Raw genomic sequence first — 21,602 nt, forward strand, 5'->3', positions numbered from 1 at the left:
TAACTATTCCCCCCGGATAGTTTGCCAGGCTTTCTGCCAGTCTTCTTTCACTAACCAATTCATACCGTCCAGCCCGCCGCTTTCAAATAAACGGTAAGACTGAAATTGAATGGCTTCTGTCACGATGTTAGTAACAAAACGGCCATTACCGCGAATGTTATGCTGTCTGAATTGCTCTAATAAAAAACGTTGTGCTTCTTCTTCAATTTTATAATCATATTCCAAAGTCAATTGAACAGTCATATCTAAGAGCTCTGTTTCTGTATAATCAGGAAAGTGAAAATATTTTTTGAATCTGGAATCTAATCCTGGATTACTGTTAATGAGCTGCTGCATCTCGTATTGATAACCGGCTAAAATGACAACTAAATTCTCATTATGCTTAGTCATCTCGTCTATTAAGGTTTCGATTGCTTCTTTTCCAAAATCGTCTCTTCCCTTACTGTGAAGAGAGTAAGCCTCATCAATAAACAATACACCGCCTAGAGCTTCCCTGATTTTCTTTTTTGTTTTTATCGCAGTCTGTCCTGTATATCCAGCTACTAAATCACTTCTTGAAGCTACAACCATATGTCCCCTCTTTAACAGACCGCACTCCTTTAATATGCGGGCATATATATCTGCTACCGTCGTCTTCCCTGTACCTGGATTACCTGAAAATACAGAGTGAAGCTCTATCGGGACAACAGGAAATCCTTCATCTCTTCTTTTTTGCTGCGCTCTTACAAAAGAAGATAGTTTCCTTACTTCATCTTTTATATTTTTTAAACCGATTAGGTGGTGTAGTTCATCGAGGGGAGAAGGAACTTCCATGTCTTTTCCCCTGTCAAACTGAAGGTCTTCTTCGTCAATCCTCATATGATCAAGCCAGTGTTCCTTATCATTGAACGATTCTGAAGCTCCTTTTTGAAAAATATTTTTGAGCACAAGGTTGCGTACGGTTCTGGCGTTACCGAACGACTCGTCAATTCTTTCGTTTTCAATCTGCGTTTCAAACGCACGCAGCGCTTTTTTTGTGAAAAAGAAATCATTCTCTAACGCCGCATTTTCAGCAATTTCCAGTAATTCTTCAGTATTATAGTCAGGCAATTCAATGTGATTTTGTTCAGGAAAACGACTTCTTAACCCTGGGTTTGCCCACAAAAATTGTCTCATTTCTTCAGGATATCCAGCTAATATAATCGCAAATTTCCCACCGTAATCTTTACTTGTCATTGCCGAAACTAGTGTGTCAATTACAGCCTGTCCATAATCATTGCCAGTCTGACCTTCACGCTTTAGACTATAAGCTTCATCAATGAATAATACGCCGCCTACCGCCTGTTTCACATAATTCATGGTATTCTCTTCACTCTGACCAACGTACGACCCGACCAAATGCGAGCGATTGACTTCTACTACGTCTTTCGTTTCTAAGATTCCTAAGTCATAATAGATACCTGCCAAAAGACGGGCGATAGTGGTCTTTCCCGTCCCGGGATTACCTGTCATAATCATATGGAGGCCGGGTTCGTCCACCATGGAAAACCCCAGGCTCTTACGCTGCTGCTGGTATTTCAAGAAATGATAATACTTTTTTATATAAACTTTTACGTCTCTTAAGCCGATCATTTGATCAAATTGTTCAATTGGATTCTCTTTATTACCCGAGGTTAGAAAGCCAGGCAGGATTTTAAAAAGCTCTTCCCTGCTGTCGACAATCTTTCTAATACTCTCATTAATCTCTATTACGGGAATAGTAATTCTTCTCTGTTGAATAGAGTCACGTGCCTCATTCAATTTATTTCTTAAAAGAAGCAAATTGGAGTAAATCTCCTGATAGACTTGTACGTATGCATAATTACCGCCAACTACTGCTTTCTCTGCTAATTCTTCGTTCCAATGCAGGAGAAGATCATCCACATCGGCCAAGATGGACTCCACCTTCTTACTTTTAGCTGAATTGTGATCTGTCTCATGCAGAATCCATTGTTCAAATGTTTTCTGCCTTAACATTGAGTACCCCCGCAGAATCTGAACAGAGTCGTAAAGCTCTTTTACAATTGGATGCTCAGGAGCCAGTACTTGTGCCTGGTCAATAAACTGATCCGCCAGGTCATCTTGAGCGGGATGTCTTTTGATTCGATAATAGGCAAGAATCACGTATAAGGTTGCTTTTATTTCATTATTATCTATAATTTCATTATTTAAATAACGTAAGACTTCAACTTCGGATAGAGGAGGCTCCTCCTCTAAGTGCGTCCATTGCTGCAGATGTTGATGTTTCAAAATATCCCGTCCTTCCATCATCGTTATATTTTATCATAATTAAACAATGATGTAGATGAACTTGCCCATATAATAAAACCGCTCCCTAATAGGGAACGGTTTTATCTTAATTAGAAACCATCGTTTCCTCTGTTATTTAAATAGTGTAAACAGTCCTTGCATAAATAAGAGGAACGGGTTTTAGGAAACGACTCCCTTTCCATGGGCGAATGGTGTGCCTCCTCGTACTTATCAGTCCTCCGGGGGCACACCTGATTCGTCTCTCCCATAGGAGTATCGCCATTTCCTAAAACCCTTATTCGATAAAAGAGTATTCGGTTAAGTACTGCCTAAAATTAACTCTTCCAAAAAAGGCTCATACCTCAATGGCTCCAAAACTCTCTTTTGATGTAACAGAAAAAGTAACAACTCCTTTGACAAGAGCAAGGAATGCGGCTTTTTTCTGTTCCTTTTCTTCAATTTCTTATGGAGGAGACAGGTGATTCCATGGCTACAACCATCTAATTTTTTTAACAGCCTGAAAACCGCTCCCTAAGAGGGAACGGTTTCATTCGTTTTTATTCTTTATGGCGAGCCTCATCACTTATTTCTTTACGCATAGCTTCCAAGGCCTGTTCTCTCTTTTTGTTCTTGTTTTCAATCTGCTCCCGGTCTTTGCCGTCTGCCATATTCATCGTTTCATGTGATGCTTCAATATTCTCAATCGTATTTTGTACAGCTTCCTGCAGTCGCTCTACGTTATCCTCGCGATTGTCTGGATTTGGTTTTTGTTCTGGCATCTATTGTTACCTCCTATATTGAATGTCACAATTTATGATTTGAAATTATGCATTTTTTATACAAAAAAATTCCTTCTACTATTAAGAAGGAATTTTCTTCATACGCTGTTGATGTCTTTCATCAATACGGGCCTCAATCTGATCCATTAGCTTTTGATCTTTCAAGATCAGTTGAATATTCTCCTGTACACGCTCTTGATAAGTAATTTTTTGTTTCTTTCTCATGCAAATCACTCCTTTACCTAAAAAGGATTCCCATGTTTGCAAGAGTTATACTTAATCTAATGCATCTTTCATTTCTACCATAAAGTCATAGCTCATTGGACCTACTTTACGATCCTGCTGAACTTTTCCATCCGTGCCGATAAAATAGGTGGTGGGAATGGACATAGCTTGATAACTATTATTTACTTCTCCTTTCTTATCCAATAATACAGGAAACGTGTAGTCTTCTTCTTCAATGTATTCTTCAACATCGGTTAAATTACTTTCAGAATCAGTAGCATTAACCGCTAATACCGTAACTTCATCACCAAATTCCTGGTGGAATTTTTCCATTTCGGGCATTTCTTCTTTACAAGGAGGACACCAGGTCGCCCAGAAATTTAAAAACACCTTCTCCCCTTTAAGTTCAGATAAATTCACCTCATCTCCTTCAAGTGTTTCAAGTTCAAAATCCGGAGCCTGTTCACCTGTCTTAAGCCCTTCAGGAGCATTCGGAGGGCTAATCGCCGTCCCTTCCTGTTCTCCATCTCCTGTAGTATCATATTCCTGGAGCTTATTGGAGGTATCTGGTTCTTCTTGTCCGGTTTCGTTGTATACAATAACCCCTACCAGCACAAGCAAGAAAAAAGCGGCACTAATCTGCTTAATCATTGCAATCCTTCCTTTATCTTCCACTTACTTTCCACTCATTACTATAAGATATGAATAAAACCGTTAAATAAAACATGACATTCTCTAATTATAATTCATCTATTAAAAAGAAAAAACCAGCTTATTGAGAAACCGTCGTTTTCTCTTTTAGTTCGAAAGTGGAAACATTCCTTTCATAATCAAGATAAAAGAGAGCTAGTGCTTCTGGATTACCTTTAACAAAGCTGCATGCTTCAATGGTTCTAAAAGCCTCTTGTGATTAAAAGGAACGGAAAAAGTGACGCCGTCCGCCCCGCTTAAAAGAGGCGCTTTTCCTGTTCCTTTTTCTACATATTCTAATGGAGGAACTACGAAATAACACGTCTATATCTTTCCAAACTTTCTCAACAGCATGAAAACCTGCTGTTAAGATAAACAGCAGGTTCCCTCGTTTTAATATTAGCTTAATTTGTTACGAAGCACCATTTGGAGGATGCCGCCGTGACGATAATAATCAACTTCAACTTCACTATCGAAACGAGCAATTACGTCAAATTCTTTTTTCGTACCATCTTCAGATGTAGCTGTAACTTTAACCAGATCACGCGGTTTTACAGACTCATCTACGTCTACATCTAAGGATTCACGACCAGTTAAACCAAGCGATTCAATGGTATCTCCCTCTTTAAATTGTAATGGAAGAACCCCCATCATCACCAGATTTGAACGGTGGATACGCTCAAAACTTTGGGCAACCACAGTTTTGATTCCTAACAAATCAGTACCTTTTGCGGCCCAGTCACGGGAACTTCCCATTCCATAGTCATCGCCTGCAATAACGGCAAGTGGAGTCTGGTCCTCTTTATATTTCATAGCAGCAGTATAAATCGGCATTACTTCCTCTGTCGGCCAGTAAGTCGTAAAACCGCCTTCTGTACCAGGTGCCAATTCGTTACGGATACGAATGTTGGCAAACGTACCTCTCATCATCACTTCATGATTACCCCGGCGGGAACCATAAGAGTTAAAGTTACGTGGAGATACATCTTTCTCGATTAAATATTCACCTGCCGGCATATCTTTTGGAATAGCACCCGCTGGTGAGATATGGTCTGTCGTAACAGAATCGCCAAACTTACCAATTACTCTTAAGTTGTTTAAAGGCTTAACTGTTTCAGGTTCAGGAGAAAGCCCTTCAAAGAACGGTGGATTCTGAATATATGTTGATTCGTCGTTCCAATCGTAAAGGGGCTCATCAGTTGTATCAATTTCATTCCACTTCTCGTTAGAATTAAATACATTCTCATACTCTTTACGGAAAATTTCCGGTGTTACAACACGCGCAACTTCCGCTTTAATTTCTTCCTGTGAAGGCCACACGTCATTGAAATATACTGGTTTACCTTCTGTATTAGTACCAAGTGGTTCATTTTTTAAATCTATGTCCACTGTACCCGCTAAAGCATAAGCGACAACTAATGGCGGTGAAGCCAGGTAATTCGCTTTAACAAGCGGGTGAATACGCCCTTCGAAGTTACGGTTCCCTGAAAGGACAGAAGAAGCCGTTAAATCACTGTCGGCAATAGCTTTCTCAATCTCAGGAAGTAATGGACCGGAGTTTCCGATACATGTAGTACATCCGTACCCAACAAGGTTAAAACCAAGCTTATTCAAAGGCTCCATAAGACCAGAGTCCTCAAGGTATCTCGTAACAACTTTTGAACCAGGGGCAAGAGAAGTCTTCACGTAATCCGGTACGTTTAAACCAAACTCCACAGCCTTCTTGGCGACCAGCCCTGCTCCGAGCATAACGTGAGGGTTCGACGTATTGGTACAGGAAGTGATCGCGGCAATTGCAAGTGCACCAGTCTTCATGATTGATTTCTTGCCGTTGGCAAATTCTACTTCAACCTCTTTGTCGAATTCTTTCTTATCCAATCCAAACCCGTGATTCCCAGATGGTCCCGTGATAGCTTTCTCAAAGGATTCCTTCATTTTTGAAAGCGGGATCAAATCCTGCGGACGTTTAGGACCTGACAGGTTAGGTTCTAACTCTCCGAGATCGATTTCAACAAGCTTTGTAAATTCTGGATCTTCAAGTGATGGATCGTACCATAGACTGTTTTCCTTGCAATATTTTTCGACAACAGCAATTTGTTCTTCGCTGCGCCCGGTTAAACGCATATATTCTAGCGACTCTTTATCCACAGGGAAGAAACCACATGTCGCGCCGTACTCAGGTGCCATATTTGAAATTGTAGCACGGTCAGCAAGAGGCATTTCCTGAAGGCCGGGGCCGAAAAACTCAACAAATTTCCCAACAACATTCTGCTCTCTCAGCTTCTGAGTAACTTTAAGCGCTAAGTCAGTTGCTGTCGTACCTTGAGGGAAGCTGCCATTTAATTTTACACCGATAACTTCTGGTGCCGGGAAATATGAAGGCTGGCCAAGCATACCGGCTTCTGCTTCAATTCCTCCTACGCCCCATCCAAGGATTCCAAGACCGTTAATCATAGTCGTATGAGAATCCGTACCGACGAGCGTATCAGGATAAGTATCATAAGATCCCTCATCATTCTCAATTGCGTGAACAACGTTGGCAATGTATTCTAAGTTAACTTGGTGTACAATACCAGTTGCCGGCGGAACAGCACGATAATTGTCAAACGCTTTTTGAGCCCAGTGTAAGAACTCATAACGCTCCTGGTTACGCTCGAATTCAAGCTCCATATTGATGTTTAAAGAATCAGGTGTGCCATACTTATCCACTTGAACAGAGTGATCAATAACTAGGTCTACAGGCACTTCAGGGTTAATTTTGTCAGGACTGCCTCCTAAATCAACCATTGCTTTACGGAGAGATGCTAAATCTACAACTGCTGGTACTCCAGTAAAGTCCTGAAGGATAACACGGGAAGGTTTAAATGGTACGTCTTCCCCTTTCGATTGACTAGTTCCCCAGTTTGCTAGACTCTCTACATGTTCATCCTTAATTACACGTCCATCGTGCTGACGAAGCAGAGATTCAAGTAAAATACGGATAGAAAAAGGCAGACGAGAGATCTTGCCGTGTCCCGCCTCTTCTAAGGCTTTTAATTCGTAATAGTTGTACGTTTGACCATTCAATTCAAATTGTTTGCGAGCATTAAATGCATTGTTAGCCATAATTCCTTTTACCCCCTCTTCAGTGTTTAAATGACATTATTCATTCTAATGCCATTCCCCAATGTGTCATTTGCTTTCTTTTTTTCTGAAAAGTCCACAAATATGCATCCTTTATTGTATATGAAAACGATTTATAAGTAAAATAATTACGCAAAATTTTTATAGATTCGACACAGCTTAAATCCAGCTTGTCTTTCACAGCAGATGGTTTTATAATGAATCGTAATAAGTATAAATGAAATAGGTGATGTTTTATGTCAGGCGGTTTTGCTTTATTTATTATAGGCTGGATCGTTCTCATGATCGTACTTATGTCAATCGGCGGTTTCTTTATGTTCAGGAAATTTCTAAAAAGAATGCCTAAAGAAGACGGAAAATCGACAATGGATTGGGAAGAATACTACGTAGAGCAGACTGCTCACATGTGGACGAAGGATCAGAAAGCGCTGTTGGAAGAACTGGTTTCCCCGGTACCGGAAATTTTCAGGGACGTGGCTAAGCAAAAAATTGCCGGAAAGATAGGGCAGGTAGCTGTAGAGAGAAAAAGCTCCAAAATGACAGAGGATATAATAATTGAAGGTTACATTTTGGCTACACCTAAAAGAGACCATAAATTTTTAATAAAAAAACTTAAAGAGAAACAAATTGACATCACTCCGTATCAGCCACTCTTTGAACGGTAAAAAAACTCGGAACCTTAAGCAGGTATCCGAGTTTTTTTATGAGGCTATTGTTTTTTCAAGGCGAAGATACTGTTTCAGCATCGCTAAACGCCACGTTAAAATCATTCCGAGCGCTAAAAGAAAAAACATACCACTTGTTTCCCCAAATGAAATAGATGAACCAATTAATATCTTTAATATGATTCTAAGAATTAATAATCCAAAAAGTATGAAAACAAATGCTCTGGAAGGCTTTAAATAAATCTTTCCTTCCCTCACTTCAAATTTTGAGGAGCGTATTAAAAAAACAGAAAAGACAGCACCAATAAATACAGCTTCGAGCACCTGTGTCCATTCTACACGGAACACAGGAAACAAAAACATAAATGCTCCTGTGCTCATCATAAAGGGAGGCAGAATAATTTTTTTAACACTCGCTGGTTTTTTTGCTGCGCGCAGGCGGATGAAAATCATCACTACCGCCATTATTGCAGCCATAATGGAACTTGAAATTATCCAAAACATAAGGTTCACTCTTTCGTCCGTTCACATTTATTCGCTTTCTTCCCGATCAGCAGCTACTGTTAGAATAATCGTCATCGTTACTCCTATAACCGTTAAGTAAACGCCGAGGTCAAATAATATTGCGGTAGCCAGTTCTGTCCGTCCCAGGATCGGCAGCTGAAAATAACCGAAATTATGAGTTAAAAAAGGAGCTCCAAACAGAAAGGAGCCAACCCCTGTACCTACAGCAATTAATAGTCCCGTAAAAATCATATACAAGTAATTTACACGAATCACTTTTCTTATTACGTCCAGTCCATATGCCATATTCATTAATACTAAGGCTGCAGATGCCATTAGACCTCCAATAAATCCTCCGCCAGGCTTATTATGACCGGCGAAAAATAAATAGACAGAAAAGCCGAGTAAAATAAAAGCAATTAACGCCGTTGTTGTTCTTAGAATTAAGTCATTCGTCCGCGCCATAAAAAAACTCCTTTTATCAACATCTATATACTTCTACTATGATAATACAATCTTTCTGCAAAATCCATGGTTAAAAACCTTGAAACCCGAACAATCCGGCCAGATAGGAAGTCAGCTTTGTCATCCAGTCGAAATACAAGGCGACACCCATAAATATCATTATCCAGCCTCCAATTTTAACGATGCGGGCGCTGTGCCGTTTAATCCATCCCATTTTACCTATAAAGAAAGAAAGAATTAAAAAAGGAAGAGAAAATCCAAGTGAGTAGGCAACCATCATTAAGAGAAACAAATCAGGCTGATCAGCAGCAAGTACAAGTACAGCGGATAATATGGGACCTGTGCAGGGCGTCCATCCCAGTGAAAATGTAAGGCCGATTAGAAAAGAGCCCGCATAGCCTGCCGGTCTGTTTTTAAAAGAAATCTTACGGTCTTTCATCAGGAATTGAAAATTAAAAACCCCAATAATTACAAAGCCAAAAAAGATGATTAAGACGGCTCCCAGACGGCGGATCAATTCTTCATTCTGAATTAATACCTGACCGAACAAAGATCCTGAGAAACCCAGTATTAGAAAGATTGTTGAAAAACCGAGCAGGAATAAAACTGTGTGGGTCAGGCTGCGTTTCGTCAGCATTCCATTATCGTCCCTAAGTTCATTCACACTCATTCCTGTTATGTACGAGAGGAACGCAGGATATAAAGGCAGGACACAAGGTGAGATAAAAGAAAGAAACCCTGCTCCAAATGCAAGAAAAACGTTTAAATCAGTCATAAGTGAAGCCTCCATGAACATACTCGTTCTTTATTGTATCAGAGAGCAGGGTGAAAAACGATCAGTAATGTAAGTATTCATTTCGAATTTGATCCGAAAACCTATAAAAAAGCCTCTACTTCTAAAGGGGAAGTAAAGGCTTTTGATTGTTATTTGGTCTGCTGGTTGTTCATTGCACGCATCATCTGATTGATCTTCTTCTGCGAAGGCTTCTGGCCCATCTGCATCATCATCGTGCGCAGCATTTGTTCATTAATCGGCGGGTTCTTTTTCAAATAGTTCATCATGTACTTTCTAGCAATGAAGAAGCCTAAGGCTACGCCACCAACTAGAGCTAAAACCGCAATGATGATTACCCATACGATGCCCAAAGTCATATCAACGTCTTCCTCCAGGGAGCCACTTCCCTTATTGTGAAAAATATACCACGAAGGGTGAGTTTCTGTCTATGTTTTTCTTAGAAACATTAAGAGGGTGATTAAGTTTTCATCGAGTTTCTACATTATATTAGTTAACAAAAAAACCCTACAAATTGTAGGGTGAATTTATCGAGAGTATAATCTCATGTATCCGTCTTATTTTTAATGATCGTTAAGAGCTTTATTACTTCAGCGAATCCAATAATTAGTAAGCCAGAAACCAATGTAGGCATTAACCATACAAAAAATGTAGTCCAGCCTAATTCATAAGCCTCGTTAGCCCTAAACGACGCTACAATGAAACCTAATGCGATTTCCAGTCCTCCTACCCAAAACAACATTCTTGAAATATTACTTGGATTTGGAGTTGATGTATCCCAATACGGTTCTACTGATGATTCCTCGTTTCTTTCTTCGATATTATATCACCTCTTAATACAAGTTTTGTTAATTATTTACTCTATTCTAGGGATATAAAAGATATTCCTGCCTAATCAGCCAATTTTAAACTTAATACCCCCACCCTGACTATCTCTTACTTTAGGCTTTTCTTTCTTTTGTATATTCTTCATAAATTCATGGATGGTTGGTACTTGAAACACTGTAATTACATCAGAACTAATTTTGTATCTTGTATCAGTAATTAAGATTATAAATGGAAAGGCTGAAAATTCTCCTGAGTAACACAGAGATTCATAACGTAGCATTTTATTATCCATTACTTTTTGAGAGTAGATATTCCTTTGTATTTCAATAAAGAATGGAGTCCCTTTAATTGTGGTAAATATGTCTGGCTCTGCTAACCCTTTTTGAAACTTAGGTTCAACTTCAAAGCTAGATACTCTCATGTATTGTTTTAGTTGTTTATAGATATCGACTATTCTTAAAAAGTGAGGTATTTTAGTGGAGTTTCTTTTCATTGTGGAATTGTAGGGAAAATAAACGTATGGGCTAAATGCTTTACTTACTTCGATATGGTTATCTCTTACCATTCTTTTGAGGACTGTATTCGCATTTGTGATCGGGTTCTTCAAATGAGAAAAGTACAAGTCAACAATATCGTCACGACTCATCACCCTGAAACGTTCTAAGTCATTAATAATTTGCTTGTCACGTTTCTTCATTATTAAACAGCTCCCTAACCTTAGAATAAATATCCTCTTCAGGCTGCTGTTCTTCTTCAACAATCTCTTTTACTTTGTATGGCTTCAACAATTTCTCAGCCTGTTTATTTTCTAATAAAGGACATTGTATTTCTTGCATGGACGAATTCACTTTCAATAACATACGTCCAGGAGTTTCTATTTTCTCAGATCCTGGTGTACCAATTATTTTTGAGTTAGTCAGATCTGCTGTTTTGAACCCCATTCTTACTGTTAGATTCACTTTTAACTTACCATCAAGCAACTTACTATCTGGTCTTTGCATAGATAAGATTACAAACACACCTAATGAACGGCCAATGCTTGAAATTTCCTCTAAAATGTCCATAATATCCGTTTCTTTCTTCAGTAAAGCCACTTCATCTATACAAACAATAATGTAAGGTAATTTCACTTTTAACTGATCAATTGAATTTACCCCTTCTTCATCCAGCATATTGCCTCGTTTAGTCATTTCTTTTTTCACTTTTTTCAAAGCTGGCCTTAACTTATCCGCAGAATGATATACCCCTTCTACGTGCTCAATGTTTTTAAACAAGTGAAATTCTGACCGTTTTAAATCACCTAAGACTAGCCTTAAATCATTTGGATTTTTTAATTTTATGAGTGTGGTTAGAATGCTTCTCAATTCACTCGATTTACCTGAACCTGTTTCCCCTGAAATAAGCATGTGAGGATTAGTGACCATATCGAAGCTGTATATGCTCCCCTCTAAATTCTGACCACATACAATAGGCAACTTTAAGCCTTTTATTGATTCAGTTACATTGTCATACTGATACTTAAACTCAGAAGGTAAGCCTTCAGGATATACTTTTAATACAATCCTGGATACATCCACTATTAAATCAATATGCTTTCCAAAATGTTGTTTAAAGACGTAATCCTTTTTAATGAAGGTATCTGGCTCCAATCCTCTTGGAACAGTAAAAACAAAGGTTACATTGTCTCGTTTAGTATCACAACGTAACAGTGTAGGATAAATTTCATTGCCACTTATTTTTTTAAAAAACTCACCATTCGTAAATGACTTGTAAAGATTCTCAATGAGCTTTCTTTTGTTGTATCGGTTTTTCAAAAATACAGATTCAAATGCTGGATAAGCATTGCATAAATAAGCTCCCCCGATTAATGACCAACCTATTATAGATAGCACAATTAACCACCTCCAGAATTGATTAAAGTGTTCTAAATATTCTACAACCCCCTCATACTCCCCCTTCAGGACTCTCCACTTCGTTCCGTTTTAAACACTTTTTTATTTCCTTTATCACGTTACCTTTAAGGCTTAATTAATTGTGTAGGGATACTTTGATAGATGCTTTGGTAAATAGTTAGTATTTACTTTGGTAGATACCTTTGTAGAATTGTATGGGGAAATAGTCTAAAGATTGCCTGTACTTCTGAAATTAGTTCAAGAAATAATAAAGGATTCTCCGTAAAACTGTAGAAGTAATAAGTGGGTGATTCTTATGGAATGTAATCTAAACGAATGGATAGCCAAGCGTGGCTTCAAAAAGAAGTGGGTTGCTGCTCAAATAGGAGTAAGTAGTGAAGTAATGTCCAGATGGGTAAATGGAAAAAGTATTCCTTCATTGGAGAATGCATTAAAATTGGCAGAAATTCTAAACTGCAAAGTTGAAGACTTATGGAAAATAAAAAAAAGCTCTCCTAATGAGAGCTCATAAAACAGTTACCTCAAATATGTCATAAAAATTTAATTGGATTTCTTCTTTCTTTTGCTGATCAAAGCAACTTACTTTCTTTGTATCAGTGTTTATACCTACCACCTTCACAGTAAAGTAAGAATAATTGTGTCCGTTATGATATTTTATTTCAACCGTGAGGTTATCCTTTATAGCCATTTCCAAGGTGAAAGCATGATCTTGTATCTGTTGCTCATCCAGTACTGGTTTTTCCTCTTTAGTTTGTTCTTTAAAAACTTCCTGAACCATCTCAACATGTTCAGGCATCATAAGAGAAGTCCACTTAATTGTTCCTCGATCACTCGGCCACGTCATTCCGAATCTCTCCTTAAAGAACGTTTGTTCTTATTTTAACACAATTAATTTATAGTTCTAAATTAAAATGTTACTAAAATAAAGAGTTACAATGTGGTAAAATTTTCTTAAGAAAATGTGATTTGGGGGAATAAGGATGGAGTGGGTACTAGAATATAGTCAAGAAGGTATTGAAGTAATTAATGAGCTTACACCTGAAGAAAAACTCGACATTGATAAAGCTTTGTTAAAGCTCAAACCCTTAAATGAAGTATTTAGTTTTTTTGATTACCTAAATAATGAGTATAATGAATATTTAAATTGGTTTCAGGATAAAGGCGGTCGTTCCTTAAAAAGTGTAATTAGACTTATTAATAATTTTTTAAGTGCCTATAAAGGGTTTATCGATCATTGGGAAACTTATATAAAAAGAAAGAAAAGCAAAAATTTTTTAGATTTATTTGAGAAATCAATTTCTAAGATTTATGATGAAAACTTTGAATATAGATTTATCTACAATTTAAGAAATTTTGCCCAACATAATGGTAATCCAGTTTCTAGTGTCTCAAAAAATGAAAATGGAAGTAGTAAAATACTCTTAAACACCGCTACCTTTCTAAAAGAGCATAATGGAATGCAGAAAAAATTCCGAAAAGAATTAAATGGTACAGAGGTTGAGTCATTAAACGTAGACCAAGCTATCAGAGTAGTTTATTTTAATTTGAGTGAGTTACATCAGCTATTAATAAATAACATACTAGCTGAAGACAATGAAAAATATCTTAGGGCAAGTGTAACGGTGTTGGAGATATATAATAAATACAACAAAAACGGTGGCTTGATCGGCTTAATCGATGAAAGTACTGTAAATAATATAGAAAAAATGAATAATGGCCTAGAAGAAATTAATTTGGGGATTGCAAGATTACCAACCCAATTAGCCAGAACAATTGCAAAAAGTACTAACATCACATTTAAGTTTAAAGGAATAAATTTAGGTCAATCTGCCGGATTTCCTTTAAGACTTAAATCTAATTTATTGGTAGAAAAACCAAAATTTAAATACGGTAAAAAGTTTGTTGAACGTGATGGTATTAAATGGGTACAAATACTAGAATCAACTAGCTTTAATTGCAAAGATGGATACGATAAATTATTTTCTGTTTACTGCCCTGCTGTTCTAACTACAAAAGAATACCGGGAAATCTCAAAAAGATTTGAAGAAAAGCGTAAAGTATTTATAAAATAATGTAACTAACATAAGCCCCACCAATCAAGGTGAGGCTTTTCCTTTGTTAAAAACTCATTTTTTCGACGCTTCCAAGGGGCGTATCAACGCCATAATTTTCTACGATCAGTTTAGAGTTCGTATCGTACTTTCCTGAATCAATATCCGGTAATCGACTAAGTAAGAAGTCTTTTGCGCGGTCTTCAATGTTGTGGATTTGAGATTGTAGGACTTTACGGAAAGGATAACGGGGCAAATACTCCATGACTATATACCGATCATTTTCTCCTTTCTTTAGTGTACAAAAAATATTGATTTCACTTTCCAACGGGTAGTCTAAGGTGTACCCAAAACCTGAATCTAAAGTTACTTTTTCCATTATTACACCTCCTGTAAAATTAATATTCGACACTTATAGGTAATTCCCTCTATTTTTTTACAAAAAAATCCCTACAACATAAAAATGAAGTAGGGAGACTAATGAATAGATTATTTTATAACTTTTTAAGCATGGCACTTCTCGTATTTTCCCCATAGGTACCGTCTACCTCAGAAGGGAGGTAAACACTCTGAAATCGTCTTACAGCATCCTCTGTTTTAACTCCATAAATTCCATCTACACTACCCACTTTGAAGTTAAGTATGTTTAATGATTCTTGTACTTTCTTAACGTTATATCCATTGCTCCCTCTCTTTAGAACGACATTAGGTAATGTCACTTTTTTAGGTGCAGGCTTACCTCCACTACGTAATTTTTCAAGTAAAGCAGTATTTTGAGAAACTGATCCTTTATATCCTTTTATTCTATATTTAGCTGCCAGTTTAGCACGATTAGAGAAACTTGAATTTTCACCAATACTCTTAAGATATGTAACAATACTTGTGGTCTTCATATCGCCTTTAGAAAAGGACTTTGAAGGTGCAGGCTTACTTGCTGTTTTCTTAATATTGATTTTCTGACCAACTTTAAGTTTATTCGGATCAACGGAAGGATTAAGTTTCTTAAGGTCATCTACAGACAATCCTTTTGTATCGTTAGCAATGCTCCAGAAAGTATCTCCTTGTTGGATTGTGTGAGTAGTTGCGTTAGATGCAGGAACACTTGCAAATTCTTTCTCCCCACTAACTACAGCACGATAATCAAACTCAGGACATTGTTTCCAAGCATAACCGGGAAATTCGTTATGACCACGAGTACGCTTGTAATTAGGCATATCCTTCTTCAAACAATCCACAAGTTGTTTTAATGACCGTTTTTGTGCTTCTGTTGGCTTCTCTGATCTAAAGTCTCCGACAAGACAGATACCAACTGCAAATTTATTGGAGTTGCCAACATGATAAGATAACACACCTAAATCATGATTCCATTCGATAGTACCATCTTTAAGGATTACAAATGCGTAAGCAATTTCGTGCCAACCATTCGTATGCACATGATACCTTGCAAAAGAGTAGGAATCCCCTTCTTTCGTCAATGAATGGTGAATAGCTATGTCAGTTTTAACACTAATATCATAAACTGGTTGCCATCCGTTATGTGCTGTTTTTCCCCGTAAATCTTTAAGCTTACTTAATTTTTCAAAATGTGCCATTATTAAAATCTCCTTTAATTAAAAAAGACTTCCCCAAAAGGAAAGCCTTAATTATTTATTCTCGTCATTATTTATTCCTGGCTTTTCGTCCAATTTTTCAGCAGCTTTAGTAACTGTCTTAGGAATAGGAAGCCCTTTTTCGTCTAACTTTTTAACTATGTTTTCTTCTTTACCAATCTCATGAATGTACTTTGAAATACCTTCAGGAATCGGAATACCCATTCTATCTAGATTCTCAAGTATGGAAATCCCCTCATTACCTATGTAGAAAAATACTGCCATTGTTCTGAATACCGGTGCGCCTGCCCCTACAAGCACATCGAGCATGTTTGCTAAGACGATAACGAGAATGAATACACCTTTTTTAAGGATTCCTCTAAATCCTACTGCACTTTTTAACTGTTTGTTGTAAGCACCAGCAGCCATTCCAGTAAGAAAATCGATAGCCATAAATACTGCTAAAACAGTTAAGGATACATGCCACCCTCCTATAAGGAACGTTGTAATTGTTCCCCCAACTGCCAAAATCATTTTCAAATCCATATTATTATTCCCCTTCTTAACCATTTTGCTCCTTTGTCTCCTTGTGGTGTTACCACGTAATTTCTTTGACTTCTTCAATTGTCGTTGCATCTTTCACTTGAGGCTCTAAGAAATCTCTGAATTTAGAAATATTATTTTGTTTATGCATAAGAATGGATACAGTAAGTTCCTTCATAATTTCAGATGTGATAGGTATTCTTATTTGTTCTCCATCTTTCCTCACTGTCCACGTGACTTCATCAACGATTCCGTCTTTTAACACTTCATTTAAATCCCCAAAGTTTACTTGTGCTTCAATATCATAAGAAAAATGATATTCCACTCCATCGATGACATGAAAAAACCCTGCTAAGATAGCAGAGTTACAGGCCTTACTTAATTCAATTATCTTATTTTGTTTGTAACGTCTTAAGACTTCACTGCTATCTCTTGTTAGCTCTCCATTTTCTACTTTATATGACATAGGATTATTAAAAAAATCATGGTCTCTAGGCAAGTCGAACGATACACTTTCCTCATTGAATGAGGAAGAACCCCAACCATAAACTTGACCAGTTTCATTATCCATATCCAAATAAATAATCATTTATTCTCACTCCTAAAAAGATAATACATAGCGCAGTACCATCTCATCTTCTGGTGATGTTTCATTTCGAGAATTACCTGTAATAACAGAATCGCTGCTTATATAAATATATTTTTGTACTAATGTAGGATTAGAGACTGGTGTAGTGTTCATGATTGCCCAGAATCCTCCTGCAGTAATTGATGCATGTTCTTTAGGTACAGGTACATAGTTCCAGTGTGAGTTTTCTGCAGTACCGCTCCAATAGCTAAAGGTTAAGATGTAGCCATTAGGACAGTCTTCAATATGTTTAGACGGTGTTATGTTCTGTGAAGGCCTAATAAATGAGTTTCCTTCCCATAATATTCGATCATCTGAAGTGCCTATTGGTTCACCGTTTAGATAAGCAGTACCATCCCTAACCCTAAAGTTATCGTAGTCACCTGCATCTGGTGATCCACTGTCTACACCACTCTTAATAAACATCAAGCCCTCACCTTGGTTATTGGCTAAATCATTAAAGAATAGACCATTCAGCCCTACGATGTCAGAGTTATTCAAATCCATTGCTCCGCCTTGAGCTTCTTCAATAACATTTGATCCCCATAGTGTAGCACCAAAACGAACACGCCCATTAATTAAAAGTTCATTTGATCTAGAAGGAAAGTCATTAACACCAATTGATTTGAGCACTGGATCAATAAACAATAACGGCTGCCCTGTATCAATGGTTTGTGAAATTGTAGTACTTCCTAGTTCATCCATAACTCTAAATTCAAAATTATAAGACTTAGTGGAATCTAAGGTTAATTGTATTTTGGTACTTGAATACTCTCTGCCACTTAAAGTGTAGTCCAAAGAAGTCCAAAAACCAAAGTCCTCTTTATCATTAGCCTTATATCTGTATTCGATTTGATGTATATCGTTTTGAGGCTCATTGTCTACACTTAGTAAGGAAATTTCACCCTTCATAGAAATGTCGGTGGTTTCCTCAAATCCGTTCAATCTCTTAGTAGCTGAAACAACTGTAGGATTGCTGTATGGAATAACTTGAACCGTTATGCTCGTAGTTGTAGTAAGACCCCTACTATCAATAGCTTTTACAACAAGTGATTGATCATTGTTTGCATCAATAGAACCAAAGTCGAATTGTACATCACTACTTGAACTGTAGTCTACAGTCTTACTTGTCCCTGCTAATGTTGCAGAGTATGAAACCATTGAAGCTCCATTTTGAGCAGTAGCTTTTGCGGTTGACGGTATCGTTACTACAATCTCTGAATGATTTGAAATTATGTATTGATCATTTTCGGTGATATCCTTCGTAGTTTGATTGGTGTCTGCATATGTATAATCCTCTTCAAAGATTGGATTACTGTTTCTAACACTAAAATTAAGTAGTTCACTTACGGTACTTCTAACTTTTTCTCCATTATAGAAGGTTTCTACTTCAATTGAACCATCTTTACTCTTATCGTTTGGCATTTGATCATACAAACTTGTTTTCTCTGTTGCGTCAGGAGTCCAATTAAAAGAAGAGTCCACATCTGTAAATGTCTTCGTGAAAGAGCCTAATTTTATTCTCACAGTATGTTCAAAATTAGAATTATCTTTATTTAATGTTCCAGAAATCGTTTCATCGACGTAAACATAATGATCAAAACTTCCATTAGGCTTACTTGCAGATGGTACTGATAAAGTTCCATCATAATACCTACTACCAATCCAATTGTCTCCGTCATAAGTCTGCAGAATTACATAGGTATCAGTACTTGATCTGCCATTTAAAAGCTCAAATATCTCGGTATTCTGAGACAAAGTAAATGAAGTCGATTTAGAAGTCTCAGAGGTGGATAGCAAGACTTGATTTACGTGTACGTTATCTCCTGACGTGTTCTTTACATACATTTCAATTTCATGTCTGAATCTGGATGAATACCTTTGAATAGACATTGTTTTATTGCTTCCTGCAGTCCATGAAGGACTTGATGTTAATTTCGATTCTCTAGGAATTGTATTCAGCGTAAAAGATTGTTGATCTAAGTCAATCCTTCCATAGTAAGTACCGTTCAAGGTTACTTCTACATCAAAATATCCGTCTAATGAAAAGCTACCCTTACCATCATCTTCATGATTTATCGTAAAGGAATACGTTTGAATCCATTTCTTTTGATTGGCCTTTAAAGCTGCCATACTACTAGCTGTTCTGGTTACAAACGAACCATTATTATGTTGCATTGCACAAGTTTTCGTAGCACTAGAGTAAACAGCACCGTAACTATCTCGGGCAATCCAGTACATCTTCGCAGTTACATTAGATTTGTTTTCTGATATATTTTGAGTAGCAGACCAATCAATCTGCAACCTCCAATGTCCATTTACATTTTTACCAAAACTTCCACTTAATGCCATATTATTTATCTATCCTTTCTTTAATCAATACTTGGAATAAACGCCAGCCCCTTTATCGTCGGAGAGTCTACAACCACCATTTTTACAGGTTTAATATCAATTTCTTTTTCAGCCTGCAATGCTTTAACCTCAGTTGTTGCTCCATTTACCGTGAATACTTTCTCCATCTCTAAGTTTCCATCATCATCAGCTACTTCGTCATAGCCTGCAAATTCTTCCGGTGTAATTGACGTATACCCTTTGCTGTTTGAAGAATTTACTTTAATACCGTTCATATCAATCTTTACATTTGTGTTGTAAACTTCTCCATGAGCTGTAGACCATTGACGAGATGAGTCACCTTCATTCATCATGATATTTGTGAAAATAGCATCTGCGTCTTTAGCTCCAATCCTTAAAGTAATATCGTCCTCTTGAGCAAGAAATGTTTCAGAGTATTCTTTATATCCATTCGTATCAACACCTAAGTCGGTGTATTGAGAAAATGCCCTATTATCGTCATTCACATCACCGTTATAAACAATAACGTAAGCATATTCTGTAGAATTATTTACATTTACAAGCCAAGACACCGTATATTCTTGCCCTGCAGTAACTTTAATATCTTGATACAGATTTACCCGTTCGGTATTTTTCTTGAAGTGGAATCCAGAACCAGAACCAATTTTTTTAAGCTCATTGTTTTGTATAGTTTCAGGTGTTCCACCGTCTTTGTACCAAAAATCAGTATCAGAATAACCGACAGAGTTTCTAATTAGGTTTATTCCACCACTTTTTGAAAGCTTAAAATCAAACGAGTCTGAAGACTGAATTAATTCGGATTTTGTAGCATATGGGGAAAAGTCAATGTTATCCACTTTGTCATCTGTATAGGCTTTATCTTCCTCTGATTTCTGATCCAGTTCCTCTTTAGAAACTTTGTCGCCAAGCTCTTCTGCGTTTGCCTTTTCGTCCATTGAGTTTTGATAAGAAGGGTTTGACATTACAGTTTTAACCATAGCGTCATCAGTAATCTTTTCTTCTGCGTTGCCCATTCTTGTATCTAACTGATCTGACATTTCCTTTGCTTTAGTCCATTCATTTTGCTTCATAGTTACGGATTGCTGTATTCTTTTAGCTGCAACAATAGGATCAACTCTTAATTGAGTATATTCCCCTAACACTACACTTCCCTTTTCGGGTTCAATCGTACTAGACGTTTTTTCTAATACACGAGCATTTAAGTAAAGCTCTGGTTTAAATGTTCTATCTTTAATCATTATTGTGTCGCCAATTGAAACATTTCCAATGAGAGCAATATCAACTTCGTACTTATACTGAGGCTTATTATGCTTTTCTAATTGAGCGCAAGTATTGTTATACAATTCAGTTGGAGATGAAGCAGAATTGTCTTGATAAATTCCAAAAATATGCCTTCCATTATTACCGTATAATTCTAGGGCTTTAGGGTCTGCTACAAAGTCATCACCAGTTTCAAATTTATCCCATTTAGGATCACCAACAGCTTTATCTTTAATCATCATTCCATCTTTAATACCGATCATGGCTGTAAAAAGGAGATTTGTATCTTCACTTCGTTCAACTCCTTGCAAGTTGTGACCGTATTCAAATATTTGATTAGTCTTTCGACCTCGCTGTTGATAAAGATTAACTACTTTTCTAACTATCCTTGTACCATTAAATTCGACTTTAAACTCAATTTCTGCATCAAATGCTTCAATAGCTTGATGAATAGCATCCAAAGATGTAGGATAATCTTGATATTCTATAGTGACCACATCATCATAATAACTTTCACCTAATTCCCAGCCAGTGTTGGCAAGTAACGTACCTACGACTTGGGTTAAAGTTTGAGAAGTAAATTCTACAGGTCTAATTCGTTGTGTAAGCAAGTCTGCAGTTGCACCAGGTTCACATTCTACAGTCTTTATCATTTGCTCCCCATGTATTTCCCTTGTCCTTTTTATCCGATATAACTCACTTCCATTGTCATCTGTAAACACAACAAAACCTTCTGTTTCCAGAAGGTTTGCAGTTTTATGATTTGCAGGAACATCAAAGGCTAGGGTGTTATATCCATTTAGAATTTGTTCTTTTCTATTGTCGTTTAAAATAGGGCAGCCATTAGGTACTGTATTATCTAAAATGCCTACTGGCTTGTACTTAGCGTCTAATACAAACCACAT

21 protein-coding genes are annotated in these 21,602 nt (G+C 37.1%); 3 read left to right on the forward strand and 18 right to left on the reverse strand.

Annotated features, from left to right (window positions below; translation table 11 throughout):
• Positions 1-3: 3 nt before the first annotated feature.
• From LF822_RS03315 to acnA, 5 genes are all read right to left on the reverse strand, one after another.
• A complete protein-coding gene (locus tag LF822_RS03315) occupies positions 4-2,286 on the reverse strand; it encodes an AAA family ATPase (protein ID WP_253923447.1) in 2,283 nt (760 codons plus the stop codon).
• Between the two features lie 539 nt (positions 2,287-2,825).
• Positions 2,826-3,047, reverse strand: coding sequence for a small acid-soluble spore protein Tlp (gene tlp / locus LF822_RS03320; RefSeq protein WP_253922534.1), 222 nt, complete (start codon positions 3,045-3,047; stop codon positions 2,826-2,828).
• 81 nt (positions 3,048-3,128) lie between these two features.
• A complete protein-coding gene (locus LF822_RS03325; RefSeq protein ID WP_253922535.1) occupies positions 3,129-3,272 on the reverse strand; it encodes an FbpB family small basic protein in 144 nt (47 codons plus the stop codon).
• Positions 3,273-3,323: 51 nt separating this feature from the next.
• Positions 3,324-3,923: a TlpA family protein disulfide reductase gene (locus tag LF822_RS03330; RefSeq protein ID WP_253922536.1), complete on the reverse strand. Its 600-nt coding sequence runs from the start codon at positions 3,921-3,923 to the stop codon at positions 3,324-3,326.
• Between the two features lie 438 nt (positions 3,924-4,361).
• Entirely contained in the window at positions 4,362-7,067 is a 2,706-nt protein-coding gene (gene acnA, locus LF822_RS03335) for an aconitate hydratase AcnA (RefSeq protein ID WP_253922537.1), read from the reverse strand.
• 254 nt (positions 7,068-7,321) lie between these two features.
• Between acnA and LF822_RS03340 the strand changes: the two genes are divergently transcribed.
• A complete protein-coding gene (locus LF822_RS03340) occupies positions 7,322-7,750 on the forward strand; it encodes a DUF2621 domain-containing protein (RefSeq protein WP_253922538.1) in 429 nt (142 codons plus the stop codon).
• A 36-nt stretch (positions 7,751-7,786) separates the two neighbouring features.
• On the opposite strand, the gene LF822_RS03345 is transcribed toward LF822_RS03340, so the two are convergent.
• The 6 genes from LF822_RS03345 to LF822_RS03370 all read right to left on the reverse strand — a co-directional run bounded on the left by LF822_RS03345 (position 7,787) and on the right by LF822_RS03370 (position 12,232).
• Positions 7,787-8,254 (reverse strand): CcdC family protein, encoded by a 468-nt coding sequence (locus tag LF822_RS03345; protein WP_253922539.1) that lies wholly within the window; start codon positions 8,252-8,254, stop codon positions 7,787-7,789.
• 27 nt (positions 8,255-8,281) lie between these two features.
• Positions 8,282-8,719: a Na(+)/H(+) antiporter subunit B gene (locus LF822_RS03350; protein ID WP_253922540.1), complete on the reverse strand. Its 438-nt coding sequence runs from the start codon at positions 8,717-8,719 to the stop codon at positions 8,282-8,284.
• Between the two features lie 70 nt (positions 8,720-8,789).
• Entirely contained in the window at positions 8,790-9,494 is a 705-nt protein-coding gene (locus LF822_RS03355; protein ID WP_253922541.1) for a cytochrome c biogenesis CcdA family protein, read from the reverse strand.
• A gap of 149 nt (positions 9,495-9,643) precedes the next feature.
• Positions 9,644-9,871, reverse strand: coding sequence for a YneF family protein (locus LF822_RS03360; RefSeq protein ID WP_371925817.1), 228 nt, complete (start codon positions 9,869-9,871; stop codon positions 9,644-9,646).
• Positions 9,872-10,407: 536 nt separating this feature from the next.
• A complete protein-coding gene (locus LF822_RS03365) occupies positions 10,408-11,037 on the reverse strand; it encodes a hypothetical protein (protein ID WP_253922542.1) in 630 nt (209 codons plus the stop codon).
• Positions 11,024-12,232 carry an FtsK/SpoIIIE domain-containing protein gene (locus tag LF822_RS03370; protein ID WP_253922543.1) on the reverse strand — a complete coding sequence of 403 codons (1,209 nt, stop codon included), beginning with the start codon at positions 12,230-12,232 and terminating at the stop codon, positions 11,024-11,026. Before LF822_RS03370 ends, LF822_RS03365 begins: the two co-directional genes overlap by 14 nt.
• Positions 12,233-12,548: 316 nt before the next feature.
• Between LF822_RS03370 and LF822_RS03375 the strand changes: the two genes are divergently transcribed.
• Positions 12,549-12,764, forward strand: a complete 216-nt coding sequence (locus tag LF822_RS03375) for a helix-turn-helix transcriptional regulator (protein WP_253922544.1) — start codon at positions 12,549-12,551, stop codon at positions 12,762-12,764.
• Here LF822_RS03375 and LF822_RS03380 read toward each other — a convergent pair.
• A complete protein-coding gene (locus LF822_RS03380) occupies positions 12,759-13,097 on the reverse strand; it encodes a YolD-like family protein (RefSeq protein ID WP_253922545.1) in 339 nt (112 codons plus the stop codon). The two genes, LF822_RS03375 and LF822_RS03380, sit on opposite strands and share 6 nt — an antisense overlap.
• A gap of 136 nt (positions 13,098-13,233) precedes the next feature.
• On the opposite strand from LF822_RS03380, the gene LF822_RS03385 reads away from it, so the two are divergent.
• Positions 13,234-14,325: a hypothetical protein gene (locus LF822_RS03385; protein ID WP_253922546.1), complete on the forward strand. Its 1,092-nt coding sequence runs from the start codon at positions 13,234-13,236 to the stop codon at positions 14,323-14,325.
• Between the two features lie 46 nt (positions 14,326-14,371).
• Here LF822_RS03385 and LF822_RS03390 read toward each other — a convergent pair whose 3' ends face one another.
• The 6 genes from LF822_RS03390 to LF822_RS03415 all read right to left on the reverse strand — a co-directional run bounded on the left by LF822_RS03390 (position 14,372) and on the right by LF822_RS03415 (position 21,602).
• Positions 14,372-14,683 carry a hypothetical protein gene (locus LF822_RS03390; RefSeq protein ID WP_253922547.1) on the reverse strand — a complete coding sequence of 104 codons (312 nt, stop codon included), beginning with the start codon at positions 14,681-14,683 and terminating at the stop codon, positions 14,372-14,374.
• A gap of 115 nt (positions 14,684-14,798) precedes the next feature.
• Positions 14,799-15,896 carry an N-acetylmuramoyl-L-alanine amidase gene (locus LF822_RS03395; protein WP_253922548.1) on the reverse strand — a complete coding sequence of 366 codons (1,098 nt, stop codon included), beginning with the start codon at positions 15,894-15,896 and terminating at the stop codon, positions 14,799-14,801.
• A gap of 51 nt (positions 15,897-15,947) precedes the next feature.
• Positions 15,948-16,439: a phage holin family protein gene (locus LF822_RS03400; RefSeq protein WP_253922549.1), complete on the reverse strand. Its 492-nt coding sequence runs from the start codon at positions 16,437-16,439 to the stop codon at positions 15,948-15,950.
• A 49-nt stretch (positions 16,440-16,488) separates the two neighbouring features.
• A complete protein-coding gene (locus LF822_RS03405; RefSeq protein ID WP_253922550.1) occupies positions 16,489-17,025 on the reverse strand; it encodes a DUF4376 domain-containing protein in 537 nt (178 codons plus the stop codon).
• 12 nt (positions 17,026-17,037) lie between these two features.
• The gene (locus LF822_RS03410) at positions 17,038-19,416 is read right to left on the reverse strand and encodes a DUF859 domain-containing protein (RefSeq protein WP_253922551.1); all 2,379 of its coding nucleotides are present in this window, start codon (positions 19,414-19,416) and stop codon (positions 17,038-17,040) included.
• A gap of 20 nt (positions 19,417-19,436) precedes the next feature.
• Entirely contained in the window at positions 19,437-21,602 is a 2,166-nt protein-coding gene (locus LF822_RS03415; RefSeq protein ID WP_253922552.1) for a phage tail spike protein, read from the reverse strand.

The sequence above is a fragment of the Halobacillus sp. A5 genome, from assembly GCF_024189315.1.
GTDB lineage: Bacteria > Bacillota > Bacilli > Bacillales > Halobacillaceae > Halobacillus_A.

Bases quoted from the DNA above. Each gene is read 5' to 3' on its own strand.
- LF822_RS03315 (WP_253923447.1), bottom strand. From the start codon at position 2,286: ATGGAAGGACGGGATATTTTGAAACATCAACATCTGCAGCAATGGACG.
- tlp (WP_253922534.1), bottom strand. From the start codon at position 3,047: ATGCCAGAACAAAAACCAAATCCAGACAATCGCGAGGATAACGTAGAG.
- LF822_RS03325 (WP_253922535.1), bottom strand. From the start codon at position 3,272: ATGAGAAAGAAACAAAAAATTACTTATCAAGAGCGTGTACAGGAGAAT.
- LF822_RS03330 (WP_253922536.1), bottom strand. From the start codon at position 3,923: ATGATTAAGCAGATTAGTGCCGCTTTTTTCTTGCTTGTGCTGGTAGGG.
- acnA (WP_253922537.1), bottom strand. From the start codon at position 7,067: ATGGCTAACAATGCATTTAATGCTCGCAAACAATTTGAATTGAATGGT.
- LF822_RS03340 (WP_253922538.1), top strand. From the start codon at position 7,322: ATGTCAGGCGGTTTTGCTTTATTTATTATAGGCTGGATCGTTCTCATG.
- LF822_RS03345 (WP_253922539.1), bottom strand. From the start codon at position 8,254: ATGTTTTGGATAATTTCAAGTTCCATTATGGCTGCAATAATGGCGGTA.
- LF822_RS03350 (WP_253922540.1), bottom strand. From the start codon at position 8,719: ATGGCGCGGACGAATGACTTAATTCTAAGAACAACAACGGCGTTAATT.
- LF822_RS03355 (WP_253922541.1), bottom strand. From the start codon at position 9,494: ATGACTGATTTAAACGTTTTTCTTGCATTTGGAGCAGGGTTTCTTTCT.
- LF822_RS03360 (WP_371925817.1), bottom strand. From the start codon at position 9,871: ATGACTTTGGGCATCGTATGGGTAATCATCATTGCGGTTTTAGCTCTA.
- LF822_RS03365 (WP_253922542.1), bottom strand. From the start codon at position 11,037: ATGAAGAAACGTGACAAGCAAATTATTAATGACTTAGAACGTTTCAGG.
- LF822_RS03375 (WP_253922544.1), top strand. From the start codon at position 12,549: ATGGAATGTAATCTAAACGAATGGATAGCCAAGCGTGGCTTCAAAAAG.
- LF822_RS03380 (WP_253922545.1), bottom strand. From the start codon at position 13,097: ATGACGTGGCCGAGTGATCGAGGAACAATTAAGTGGACTTCTCTTATG.
- LF822_RS03385 (WP_253922546.1), top strand. From the start codon at position 13,234: ATGGAGTGGGTACTAGAATATAGTCAAGAAGGTATTGAAGTAATTAAT.
- LF822_RS03390 (WP_253922547.1), bottom strand. From the start codon at position 14,683: ATGGAAAAAGTAACTTTAGATTCAGGTTTTGGGTACACCTTAGACTAC.
- LF822_RS03395 (WP_253922548.1), bottom strand. From the start codon at position 15,896: ATGGCACATTTTGAAAAATTAAGTAAGCTTAAAGATTTACGGGGAAAA.
- LF822_RS03400 (WP_253922549.1), bottom strand. From the start codon at position 16,439: ATGGATTTGAAAATGATTTTGGCAGTTGGGGGAACAATTACAACGTTC.
- LF822_RS03405 (WP_253922550.1), bottom strand. From the start codon at position 17,025: ATGATTATTTATTTGGATATGGATAATGAAACTGGTCAAGTTTATGGT.
- LF822_RS03410 (WP_253922551.1), bottom strand. From the start codon at position 19,416: ATGGCATTAAGTGGAAGTTTTGGTAAAAATGTAAATGGACATTGGAGG.
- LF822_RS03415 (WP_253922552.1), bottom strand. From the start codon at position 21,602: ATGTGGTTTGTATTAGACGCTAAGTACAAGCCAGTAGGCATTTTAGAT.